Source organism: Chitinophaga filiformis (genome assembly GCF_021646545.1).
GTDB lineage: Bacteria > Bacteroidota > Bacteroidia > Chitinophagales > Chitinophagaceae > Chitinophaga > Chitinophaga filiformis_A.
The window spans coordinates 1,352,251-1,364,701 of the sequence record NZ_JAKIRP010000001.1; the positions used below are offsets into that span (position 1 = coordinate 1,352,251).

At 48.7% G+C, this 12,451-nt stretch carries 7 protein-coding genes and 2 pseudogenes; 4 read left to right on the forward strand and 5 right to left on the reverse strand.

Annotated elements, in window-relative coordinates; all coding sequences use genetic code 11:
• Window positions 1-149: 149 nt before the first annotated feature.
• From L3C95_RS05655 to rlmN, 3 genes are read right to left on the reverse strand one after another with little or no spacing between them, the layout of a single operon-like run.
• Window positions 150-893 carry an RluA family pseudouridine synthase gene (locus L3C95_RS05655; protein WP_236385813.1) on the reverse strand — a complete coding sequence of 248 codons (744 nt, stop codon included), beginning with the start codon at window positions 891-893 and terminating at the stop codon, window positions 150-152.
• 3 nt (window positions 894-896) lie between these two features.
• Entirely contained in the window at window positions 897-2,396 is a 1,500-nt protein-coding gene (locus L3C95_RS05660; protein WP_236385814.1) for a pseudouridine synthase, read from the reverse strand.
• 34 nt (window positions 2,397-2,430) lie between these two features.
• The gene (gene rlmN / locus L3C95_RS05665) at window positions 2,431-3,474 is read right to left on the reverse strand and encodes a 23S rRNA (adenine(2503)-C(2))-methyltransferase RlmN (protein WP_236385815.1); all 1,044 of its coding nucleotides are present in this window, start codon (window positions 3,472-3,474) and stop codon (window positions 2,431-2,433) included.
• A gap of 751 nt (window positions 3,475-4,225) precedes the next feature.
• Here rlmN and L3C95_RS05670 point away from each other — a divergent pair.
• Window positions 4,226-5,428, forward strand: a complete 1,203-nt coding sequence (locus L3C95_RS05670) for a thiolase family protein (protein WP_236385816.1) — start codon at window positions 4,226-4,228, stop codon at window positions 5,426-5,428.
• A 265-nt stretch (window positions 5,429-5,693) separates the two neighbouring features.
• On the opposite strand, the gene L3C95_RS05675 is transcribed toward L3C95_RS05670, so the two are convergent.
• The gene (locus L3C95_RS05675; protein ID WP_170117377.1) at window positions 5,694-6,275 is read right to left on the reverse strand and encodes a sigma-70 family RNA polymerase sigma factor; all 582 of its coding nucleotides are present in this window, start codon (window positions 6,273-6,275) and stop codon (window positions 5,694-5,696) included.
• A gap of 310 nt (window positions 6,276-6,585) precedes the next feature.
• Here L3C95_RS05675 and uvrA point away from each other — a divergent pair, with 310 nt between their 5' ends.
• The gene (uvrA, locus tag L3C95_RS05680; protein WP_236385817.1) at window positions 6,586-9,402 is read left to right on the forward strand and encodes an excinuclease ABC subunit UvrA; all 2,817 of its coding nucleotides are present in this window, start codon (window positions 6,586-6,588) and stop codon (window positions 9,400-9,402) included.
• Window positions 9,403-9,606: 204 nt separating this feature from the next.
• Here the strand turns inward: uvrA and L3C95_RS05685 are convergent, their stop codons facing one another.
• Window positions 9,607-10,047, reverse strand: a complete 441-nt coding sequence (locus tag L3C95_RS05685; RefSeq protein WP_236385818.1) for a DUF4293 domain-containing protein — start codon at window positions 10,045-10,047, stop codon at window positions 9,607-9,609.
• A gap of 121 nt (window positions 10,048-10,168) precedes the next feature.
• On the opposite strand from L3C95_RS05685, the pseudogene L3C95_RS35195 reads away from it, so the two are divergent.
• Window positions 10,169-11,395: pseudogene (locus L3C95_RS35195) on the forward strand (malic enzyme-like NAD(P)-binding protein); the annotation flags it as partial.
• Window positions 11,396-11,470: 75 nt separating this feature from the next.
• Window positions 11,471-12,451 (forward strand): annotated as a pseudogene (locus L3C95_RS35200) (phosphate acyltransferase); the annotation flags it as partial.

Here is a 12,451-nt window from a genome sequence, read left to right on the forward strand (position 1 = left end):
TACTTCGGCTGTCTCTAAACCCAAAAGCTTTCCCATTGAGCAGCTAGTCCCTGCTTTCAGTGAATACAACCGTTTTATCGCCGTTAGCCTTAAAAAGAAAAGCGATCCCCTTCCGGAAATCGCCCTTCAATATATTGATTGATAATCTGCTATAATACCAGCGCTGAACTCTGACCACTGTTCTTACGCAACTGCGTCACTACTGCCTGGATGTCTTTCGGCAAAGGCGCCTCAATGATCTGCTCCTCACCCTGTTGGTCCTTAAAATGCAGTTGCCAGGCATGTAATCCCAGCCTGCTCAGTAATGGGCGCTCTTCTTCTGTCCTCTTTCCCAGCTTGTAATTCTTCTTAATGGCAGACAGGAACACCGGTGTATCGGTACCATACAGTTCATCTACGGCAATAGGATGACCCAGGTGCTTCATGTGTACGCGGATCTGGTGGGTACGGCCGGTATGGATCTGCAGTTTCACAAGACTATACAGTCCAAAGCTCTCCAGCACCTCATAATCCGTCAGGGCGTTTTTCCCTTTTCTGTTCGTCACCATTTTGCCTTTTATAACGGGATGTTCCATAATGGGTTCATCCACGCTGCCGGTAGGAGGGATCAGCTGTCCATTCACCAGTCCCTGGTAGAATTTCTTCACATTGCGGCTTTCGAACAACTGGGAATAGTATTTATGGGCTGCCTCATTCTTCGCAAACAGGATCAGACCACTGGTATCCTTATCCAGGCGGTGTACGGTGAAAATCTCGCCGTAATGCTTTTTCAGCAGTCCCTGGATGGATTGCAGCTGGTTGTCATGCCTGTCTGGGATAGTGAGCATGCCGGCCGGCTTGTTCAGGATAACAAAATCAGGTGTTTCTTTTATGATGATATCGTTAATGCGCATAGATTACTTAAAGTGCTTCAGCAAAATGATTTCTTTTTCTGTCAGGAAACGCCATTTACCGCGATTGATATTCTTCTTGGTAAGACCGGCATAAGTAACACGGTCCAGCTTTTCCACGTCATACTCCAGGTGTTCGAAAATACGGCGAACGATACGGTTCTTACCACTATGTATTTCAATACCCACCTGGGTTTTATCGCCTGCTTCCACATAGCCCAGCGCATCCACATGCGCTACGCCATCTTCCAGTGTCACACCCTGCAGGATCTTCTCGAAATCGGCTTTGGTCAAGGGCTTGTTCAGTCCTACGTGGTATATTTTCTTGATATTATGCTTTGGATGCGCCAGTTTCTGTGCCAGTTCGCCGTCGTTGGTGAGTAGCAGCAAGCCGGAAGTATTGCGGTCCAGGCGACCTACCGGATATACCCGCTGATCATCTGTTACGGCGTCTTCGATCAGCTCCATTACTGTTTTACGGCCTTCCGGATCGTCGGTGGTAGTAATGTATCCTTTCGGCTTGTTGAGCAGAATATATACCAGGTTCTTCTGGATGGTGATGCGTTTATTGCTGATTGCCACGTCGTCTTTAGCCGTCACTTTGAAGGCAGGTTCCGTTACCAGCTTACCATTTACGGTCACTTTTCCTTCTTTCACAAAGTCCACCGCTTTTCTCCGGGAGCAGAGTCCCGAGTGGGCGATGTATTTATTCAGCGGCATTTCGCCGGTATTGTTGCTTTCCTCTTTCTTAGACTGCTTTTTGCTGAATGGAGCGCTGTCTTCGCTATGGCGGGCTTTTCTTACGGCCGATTTACGGTCCTGTTTGTCGGCGAACCGCTCATTGGCAGAGTCAAAATATTTTTTACGGTTAAAGCCACTGGGTGTAGGACGTTCTTCGCGGGCGCTGCCACGTTTACCTGCCTTGCGTTCTGAAGAACCGTGGAAGGCGCTGTCATCACTTTGAGGGCGAGGTTTGAAAGGTGTTCTGCCATTGGCCGTTTTGCGTACAGGCTCAATACGTGGCCTGCGGACTGTTTTATCTCTTTCTGAGCGTTTGGTGCCCGGAATTTCGGATGCATCAGCGCTACGGGTGCGCTCAGGCTTGCCTTCTGATGTTTTTCCGGGACGGAAGCTGCTATCGTCTTTCGGCTTACGGCTGGAAGGGAAGGAACGCTCAGATCTACCCTCAGTTCTTTTTGCCGGACGGCCGCTTTCGTCATTATCACGTTTCCGGTCATTACGATCGGTCTGGAAAGGACGTTCTGATTTCCTCGCGTCTCCGCGACCAGGGCGGGTGTTCTCGTCATTATCACGTTTACGGTCGTTACGGTCGGCCTGGAAAGGGCGTTCTGATTTCCTGGCATCACCGCGGCCAGGGCGGGCATTATCGTCGCTACCACGCTTCCGGTCTGAAGCGCCAAAGCGTGCATTAGGTTTATTGGAACTGCTGTTCTTATTTTCCTTGAAAGGGGAAAATCCTTTCTTAGCAGGTGTATTTTTTCTCATCTGTTAAATTTTGAATTTGTTAGCAGGTAGCTGATCAACCTTTATTGGCCAATTGTCCGCAGGCGGCATCAATGTCTTTACCGCGGCTGCGCCTCAGGCGTGCATTTACCTTGTGTTTAGTCAGGTATTCCATGAATGCCTCGGCAACGTCCTCATCTGGTTTCATGAAGCGGGCGTTGGAGATTGGATTATACTCAATAATGTTGACCAGATCTGCCGGTACCTGGCGGTATATACGGATCAGCTCATCGGCATCCTTGAAAGAGTCATTAAAATCTTTAAAAAGGATGTATTCAAATGATATCTGGTTCTGTGTAGCTTTATAGAAGTAGTTCAGGGCCTCAATCAACACCTTCAGGTTGTTAGTATCATTGATAGGCATGATCTGGCTGCGTTTCTCATCGTTGGCAGCGTGCAGGGACAGCGCCAGGTTGAATTTCACCTTATCGTCTCCCAGTTGGCGGATCATTTTGGCCACTCCCGCGGTAGATACCGTGATACGTCTTGGCGACATGCCCAGTCCGTCAGGAGAAGTAATACGTTCAATGGACTGCAACACGTTCTTGTAGTTCAGGAGCGGTTCTCCCATTCCCATGTACACGATATTGCTGAGTTTCTTGCCATAGGCTTCCATTGCCTGCTGGTTCAGCAGGGCCACTTCATCGTATATTTCGTCATAGTCCAGGTTACGCTTACGGTCCATATAACCGGTAGCGCAGAACTTGCAGCTCAGGCTGCAGCCCACCTGGGAGGAAACACAGGCAGTTTGCCTGGTATCTGTTGGGATCAGCACGCCTTCCACAAGGTGACCGTCATGCAGGCGGAATCGGCTCTTAATAGTGCCGTCATTGCTGTGCTGGGTAGTATCCACCTTAATAGCGGGAAGTGTGAAGTGCTGTTCTAATTTGTTACGTAAGTCTTTGGAAATGTTGGTCATAGCGTCAAAGCTGCTGGCGTGTTTCAGCCACAGCCACTCATACACCTGTTTGGCGCGGAAGGGCTTTTCCTCTATAGACCCAAAGTATTCCTGTAATTCCGGTAAGCTGAGGTGCCGGATATTTGTTTTGCCCGATTTCATTCCTGACCTTTAAATGAGATAATGTCTGCCTTACGGCAGTCGGTAGTAAGCTGCAAAGGTACGGTATTTTCAGGCACGAGCCATAATAATGTACCGGCGACACATTTCCCTGCGCTTCATGGCTGCAAATGCCGGGGGGAAAATGCCCGCGCTACAAACACTGGACTCCTGACGGAGTCCTATTATGCTTTGTTGATGACGTTTGTTGTTTCTTCCTGCTTGTTCTCTGCTGATTCTCTTTCCCTCGTCTTGTCGCGGGAGCGTGCCCTGAAATCTTATATTATGCGACTCGTGTGTACCTTATCTTAGTCCTGAAAGTCTACCTTTCCGGGCATTTGATCCCGTTTAGATCAGGATATAACAATGGTTCTCCTATGGTCATCTTACGTTCATCTTACGTCTTTGAACGTAGCATCAACGTAAGATGACCATAGGAGAACCATTACTTGTACCTGATCAAATAGAAGTTTGACCCTGGGTAGTTCTTCGGTACTACTTCGCTACGACTATACTGAGGCGCTATACCTATAGGCGCTGTAGTCCTGCGTTACGCCTGCTATTCTATAGCCAGGGCTATAGAATAGTGGCTATATGGCTATAGTAGAGAGCCTATAAGCTATAGTCTCTACTATAGTCGTAGTACAGTGTAAGCGAATAAGTGCTTTACAGGGGACCCGGTAATCCCGCATTGGTATTACCCCGCTTTACCCTACATTTACACCCTTTATTAACCAAAGCAATCCACAAAGCAATGCAAGCTGCCTATATAGTAGATGCGGTGCGCACCCCAATAGGCCGTTATGGCGGGGTTCTCAGTTCCGTAAGGCCTGACGATATGCTGGCCCTTCTCATAAAATCTATTCTTGAGCGTAATCCAGGCCTCGATCCTGCCAGTATTGAGGACGTTATAGCAGGCGCTACCAACCAGGCCGGGGAAGATAACCGGGACGTGGCCAGGATGGCTGCCTTACTGGCTGGTTTACCAGTGACTGTACCGGGTAATACCGTGAACCGCCTCTGTGCTTCCGGTATGCAGGCCATTATGGACGCCTCCAGGGCGATCATGTGTGGCGACGGAGATGTATATCTGGCAGGGGGCGTGGAGAGCATGACCCGTGCGCCCCTCGTGATGCCGAAGGCAGACGGTGCTTTCAGCCGGAAAACGGAAATGTATGACTCCACCATCGGCTGGCGTTTTACCAATAGCAAACTGGCGGAAATGTATCATCCCTATTCTATGGGCGAAACAGCAGAAAATGTAGCCCGCCAATGGAATATCAGCAGGGAGGAACAGGACCTGTTTGCCTATCAGAGCCAAATGAAATACAAACAGGCATTTGCAGCGGGCAAATGGACGGCAGAGATCATCCGCGTGCCTGTTACCCCTAACAAACAGGGACAGGTGATAATCACTGACGATGAGCCGCCAAGAGAGACCTCCCTGGAGAAGCTGGCCGGTCTGAGACCCGCGTTTGCAAAAGATGGCAGCGTGACCGCAGGTAATTCCGCCGGTATCAACGACGGCGCTTCTGTAGTGCTGGTGGTGTCTGAACAGGCCCTGAAACAATACAACCTCAAACCGATGATGCAGGTCAAAGCTATGGCGGTAGCGGGAGTAGACCCGTCTATCATGGGAATAGGACCTGTACCTGCCACCCAAAAAGCCCTCCGCCGTGCAGGTCTGACGGTGGGGCAGCTGGATTTAATTGAGCTGAATGAGGCATTTGCCGTGCAGTCGCTGGCATGCATCCGTGACCTCGGACTGGATATTGAGAAGGTCAATGTAAACGGAGGTTCTATTGCGATCGGGCATCCGCTGGGTTGTACAGGCGCGAGGATCACGGCAACACTGATGCATGAATTCCGCCGCCGGCCGGAAGCGAAGTACGGCTTGACGACAATGTGTGTGGGAGTGGGACAGGGCGCAGCAATGATCTATGAGAATCTGAGATAGCACTTAAAAATAAGCAGGCAAAAGCTACAATTAACGAGCCGGAGATGATTTCGCAGCGTTTCCGTTGTCAGACCGATAGACACCTGCTTAGTCTCCTCTGATAATTCGACCTGGATCCATCCCCGTTGATACAGAAATACAAGCGCTTAGACTTACGTTGGGCGGATCTGCAGACATTTCGGTAAGGGTTGCATCGCACCTGATAAAATTAAGAACGGGCGGTCGGAGTCTCCCGGCCGCCCGTTGATGGCAAGCAAAAAAAGGATTACAAACAAATCTGCTTCTCCGTCATCATCTTCCGGAGATTGATCAGGCCATATCTCATACGACCTAATGCGGTATTGATACTCACCTGTGTGAGGTCTGCTATCTCTTTAAAGCTCAGATCAGCATAGTGGCGGAGAATGATCACTTCCCGTTGTTCTTCCGGTAGCATATCCAGCATCCTTCTTACACGGTCGTGGCTTTGCGCGGTGATCATTTTGTCTTCCGCACTGCTTTCACTGAAATTCAGTACGTTGAAAATGTCTTTATCGTCGCTGGTTTTGATGATAGGCGTACGCTTGATCTTCCGGAAGTGGTCCACACAAAGGTTATGCGCAATACGCATGGCCCAGGGGAGGAACTTTCCCTTTTCAGTATAGCGTTCAGCTCTAATGGTATCTATGATCTTTATAAAGGTATCCTGGAATATATCTTCAGCCAGGAATGCGTCTTTCACAAGTAATACGATAGAGGTATAGAGCTTATCTTTGTGCCTGTGCACTAATTCTTCCAATGCGGAAGCATGACCCTTTTTGAAAAGAGTAATCAGCTGCTCATCACTTAGTTTGTACATTATTTGCATAAACTTCTACAATAGCGGGTTTAAAATAAAAATAGGACTTGTGACAGTCGTAGGAAAATGTGTAGAGTTTATGCTATAATAGGTAGTTTTAGTTTGGCAAAATAGAATTTGAAGTGGCCTTCAATTCTCTCATCTAATGCAAATATAATGTAATAGTTCAATAAAACAATCCCTCCTTCGTGCAATTTTAATACAGCGTGCAATCCGTTGTATTGACCCATGGTTGCACATTTCCCCCATGGTATATAACACGTTCAGGTAGAATGGAATTACCCCGGAATGGTTTACTTTCGGTATTTTTGCATCCATTATGGCTACTAAAGTGAAGAAAACGGAAACAATAATTGACGATCAGTCAGTTAGTACACAAGATCAGATTTTCATTAAAGGTGCGCGCGTTCATAACCTCAAAAATGTGAGCGTAGGCATCCCCAGAAGCAAGCTGGTAGTCGTGACGGGAGTATCCGGTTCCGGCAAGTCTTCACTGACCATGGACACCTTGTATGCTGAAGGACAACGCCGTTATGCGGAAAGTCTCAGCTCCTACGCCCGCCAGTTCCTCATGAGGATGAACAAACCTGATGTCGATTATATCAAGGGTATCTGCCCGGCCATTGCCATCGAACAGAAGGTGATCACCCGTACGCCCCGTTCTACCGTAGGCTCCATGACGGAAGTATACGATTATCTACGCTTGCTCTTTGCCCGTATCGGCAAAACATATTCCCCCGTTTCCGGTCAGCTTGTGAAAAAGCACGAGGTGAGCGATGTGGTGGACTTTATCAAAAACCTGCCTTCCGGTTCCAAAATACAACTGCTGGTCACCTTTCGCCGTCATGCCAAACGTGACGTGAAGGAGGAATTACAGATCCTCATGCAGAAAGGGTTCTCCCGTCTCTATGTCAAAGAGAAGGGCGCCGGTACCCTGTTGCGTATCGAGGAACTGCTGGATGAAAAGAAACCTTCCTTGCCTAAAGACGCCTACCTGCTGGTAGACCGCCTGGTGGCAAAAGCGTTTGAGGAAGATGATCTGCACCGTATCGCAGACAGTGTGCAGACCGCGTTTTACGAGAGTGAGGGCGACTGCCTGGTTGAAGTGGATGGCGGGGAGATGAAACACTTCTCCAACCGTTTTGAGCTGGATGGTATGCAGTTCGAAGAGCCGGTACCAAACCTGTTCTCGTTCAATAACCCCTATGGGGCCTGTCCCGTTTGCGAAGGCTTCGGACAGGTGCTGGGTATTGACGCCGACCTGGTGATCCCTGATAAGCGCCTGAGCGTATATGAAAACGCCATCGCGCCCTGGAGAGGGGAGAAGATGGGCGAGTACAAGGAAGCCCTGATCAAAGCTGCCAGGAAGTTCAATTTCCCCATTCATAAACCGGTAGTTGACCTGACAGAAGAACAATACCAGCTGCTGTGGACAGGCAACGAGCATTTCTATGGGCTGAATGAGTTCTTCAAGATGGTAGAGCAGAACCTCTACAAGGTGCAATACCGTGTACTGCAATCTCGCTACCGTGGCCGTACTACCTGTCATGAGTGCGGAGGAGGCCGCCTGAGAAAAGAAGCCCTGTATATCAAAGTAGGAGGCGCAAACATCGCCAATCTGGTAGATATGCCGGTAAGCAATCTTTCTGAGTGGTTCAAAAATCTGGAACTGAGCGAATACGATCAGCAGGTGGCCAAGAGGATACTGGTAGAAATTAATCACCGTTTGAAAACCTTACTGGACGTAGGCCTGGGCTATCTCACCCTCAACCGTGTGGCCAATACACTGAGTGGCGGAGAAAGCCAGCGCATACAGCTGACCCGCTCGCTGGGCAGTAATCTGACCAATTCAATGTACATCCTCGATGAGCCGAGCATTGGTTTGCATGCCCGTGATACGCACCGCCTGATCAATGTACTGAAAGAGCTGCGCGATCTGGGCAACACGGTGGTGGTAGTGGAGCATGATGAGATGATGATGGAAGAGGCAGACTATATCATCGATATGGGACCACTGGCCAGTCACCTGGGAGGTGAAGTGATCTTTGCCGGCAATTATCAGCAGATATTAAAAGATAGCAAAAGCCTGACAGGAAAATACCTGAGCGGACAGCTCCGCATAGAGCCGCCTGCTCATACCCGTAAATGGAAAAAGGCGATCACCCTGGAAGGCTGCCGTCAGCATAATCTGAAGAACATCGATGTAGACTTCCCCTTACAGGTATTGACAGTAGTGAGCGGTGTGAGCGGTTCGGGTAAGACTACACTGGTAAAACAGATACTGTATCCCGCCCTCATGAAGCTGAAGGGAGAGTTTGCAGAACGTGTAGGACAGCACCGTGCGTTGAAAGGAGCAGTAGACGACATTACCCAGATCGAAATGGTAGATCAGAACCCAATCGGCAAATCATCCCGTTCCAACCCGGTAACCTATATCAAGGCATACGACGAGATCCGTGACCTGTTTGCAAAGCAGCCGCTGAGCAAGATGCGCGGTTTCCAGCCAAAACATTTCTCCTTCAACGTAGATGGCGGCCGTTGTGACGCTTGTAAAGGAGAAGGGGAAGTGATCGTTGAAATGCAGTTCCTGGCAGATGTGCATCTCCAATGCGAAAGCTGTGGTGGTAAACGTTTCAAGGATGAAGTACTGGAAGTGACCTATAAGAACAAGAACATCTACGATGTACTGGAAATGAGCGTGGAAGAGTCACTGGATTTCTTCAAGGATGAGAAGGATGTATGCAACAAGATCCGTCCGCTGAGCGATGTGGGGCTGGGTTATGTAAAACTGGGACAGAGCAGCGATACCCTGAGCGGTGGCGAGGCACAACGTGTGAAACTGGCGTCCTTCCTCGGTAAAGGAAAGGCACAGGGACATATCCTGTTCATCTTTGACGAACCGACCACGGGTCTGCACTTCCATGATATCAAAAAGTTACTGACATCTTTCAATGCCCTTATTGACCAGGGCCATACCGTGCTGGTCATTGAGCATAATATCGACGTGATCCGCAGCGCTGACTGGGTGATAGACCTGGGGCCCGAAGGCGGCGCCGGCGGTGGACAGTTGCTGTATACAGGATTGCCGGAAGGGCTGAAGGATGTGAAGGAGAGTTATACTGGTAAGTATCTCTAAGTCCTGATTTTATAAGCAGCAAAAAAATGGGATGCCGTAAAAAATCTACGAACATCCTCAGAAGCAAATAAGATTACCTGATTACATCAGGTACCCGAATAAAAAAGAGGTTGCTCAATACTGAGGTCTCCTAAAAGGTTAGATACTTTTTGGGGCACCTCAGTATTGAGCAACCTCTTTTTTATTAATCTGCTTATGGGATTATTATCTCAGCCTATCCAGTGATTTGATCAGCTTCTCATCTTTATAGATGCCCCTCGCCGCCAGAAAGAGGAAGATCAGGATCAGTATCGGCAAAAAGGCGCCGGGTAGATAAGAAGCATCAGAAATATGTCGACCTCCTTCCTGCAGTTTATTGGCTGTATTCAGCACTTCAAAATATTGCAGGGCAATAGATGCAATCGCCAGGAAAATATTTAACACAGTGAGCCGGAACTGCAGCTTGCGGTTCTTAAACAGGAAGATGCAAAAAAGCGCCAGTGCTACGATCAGCATATAGACTACAAATACAACAAAGCTGGACTGAGCTTTGAAATAACTCAGGGTGCCGTCGCTCAGTGTAGCTTTCCAGATATTCATGAACCAGGTGCCTATACCAGCCGCTGCTGCTAATAGAAGATAAAGACTTTGAATGCGTTGTATCATGTTTGTCAGGGAGATTAATCGTCGTAAAAATAAGTAAATATTGTGAACCTACTCTTTTGTGCTACTTCCTGTTCTTTTAATACTTCGTATATTGCACGCCCAAGAACAATCTTTTATTGAAATGGCAAGAAAACAGAATAAGCAGGATGCATTGGATTACCATGCATTGGGGCGGCCTGGAAAAATCGAAGTAATACCTACGAAGAACACCAAGACACAATGGGACCTTTCACTGGCTTACTCTCCCGGAGTAGCTGAACCTTGTAAGGAAATTCACAGAGACGTAGAGAATGTGTACAAATATACCGCCAAGGGCAACCTGGTTGCGGTGATCAGTAACGGTACAGCAGTTCTTGGCCTGGGAGATATCGGCCCTGAAGCAGGTAAGCCTGTAATGGAGGGGAAAGCAGTATTATTCAAGATATTTGCAGATATCGATGTGTTTGATATTGAGCTGAATACAAAGAATGTGGACGAGTTTGTACAGGTTGTGAAAGCGATGGAGCCAACTTTTGGAGGCATCAACCTGGAAGACATCAAAAGTCCTGAATGTTTCGAGATAGAAGAACGTCTGAAGAAAGAACTGAAGATCCCTATCATGCACGATGACCAGCATGGTACGGCGATCATCTCCAGTGCAGCTTTGCTGAATGCCCTGGAACTGGTAAAAAAGAAGATCGACAAGGTTCATATCGTAGTGAATGGCGCAGGAGCAGCAGCGATGGCTTGTGTAAAGCTGTATGTGGCCCTGGGCGTGAAACGTGAGAATATTATCATGTTTGACAAGGACGGCGTGATTAACACATCCCGTCCTAACCTGTCAGAGATGCACAAGCAGTTTGCTACTACATCTAAGGTGACTGAGCTGGCAGAAGCATTGAAAGATGCGGACGTATTTGTAGGCTTATCAGTTGGGAATGTGGTAACGCCAAACATGATCAAGAGTATGGCAAAGAACCCGATCGTATTCGCAATGGCGAATCCTGATCCGGAGATCGCCTATGATCTGGCCATTGCTTCCCGTCCGGATGTGATTATGGCAACCGGCCGTTCCGATCATCCTAACCAGGTGAACAATGTATTGGGTTTCCCTTACATCTTCCGTGGAGCGCTCGATGTACGTGCTACCCAGATAAATGAAGAGATGAAGCTGGCGGCGGTACACGCCCTGGCAGAACTGGCCAAGGAATCTGTGCCTGATATCGTGAACCTGGCGTATAACGAAAAGAACCTCTTCTTCGGACCAAGATATATCATTCCAAAACCACTGGACCCCCGTTTGCTGAGCCATGTGGCGCCGGCAGTAGCCCGTGCAGCGATGGATAGTGGTGTTGCCCAGCAACCTATTACCGACTGGGAAGCTTATGTAGAAGTACTGAATAAACGCCTGGGACTGGATAACCAGCTGTTCCGCGTTATTGGTACCAAAGCCCGTCAGGACCCGCGTAAGGTGGTATTTGCAGAAGCAGATAACCTGAAAGTGCTGAAAGCATCGCAGGTGGTAAGGGAAGAAGGCATTGCCTACCCGATCCTGCTGGGTAATGAACTGCGTATCCGTAACCTGGCTGCAGAACATGGTATTGAACTGGATGACACCGTGATCATCGATCCTAAGAGTGATGAAATGCACGATAAACGTCACAAGTTCGGAGAGCTGTTCTTCCAGAAGCGCCAGCGTAAAGGTTTCAACCAGTATGAAGCGAAAAAGGTAATGCGTGAGCGTAACTATTTTGGCTGTATGATGGTGGAAACTGGAGAAGCTGATGCGTTGATCTCAGGTCTGACACGTAACTATCCTGATACGATCCGGCCGGCTTTACAGGTGATCGGTACTGAGGCGAATGCGAAACGCGTTGCTGGGATGTACATCATCAATACTAAGCGCGGACCGCTGTTCCTGGGAGATACGACGGTGAACTTCAATCCGACAGCGGAAGAACTGGCAGAGATCACCATGCTGGTGGCCAATGAAGTAAGGCAGTTTAACATCACACCGCGTATTGCGATGGTGTCTTACTCTAACTTCGGGTCCAGTCCAACCCCTGAAGCGCAGCTGGTAAGCAGGGCGCGTGAAATAGTAAAACAGAAAGATCCTACCCTGATAGTAGACGGTGAGATCCAGGCAGCCATGGCCTTCAACCAGGAGATCCTGAAGGATAGCTATCCTTTCAGTGAGCTGTTGGGACAGGAAGTGAACACCCTGATCTTCCCTAACCTTGCCGCAGGTAATATTGCATACAACCTTCTCCAGGAAGTAGCTGGTTTCGATGCTATCGGACCGGTGCTGCTGGGTATGAAGAAACCTGTGCACATCCTCCAGCTGGGCAGCACCGTACGTTCTATTGTAAACATGGTGAATATTGCCGTGGTGGACGCCCAGCATAAGTGCTGCGACGGGAAATAA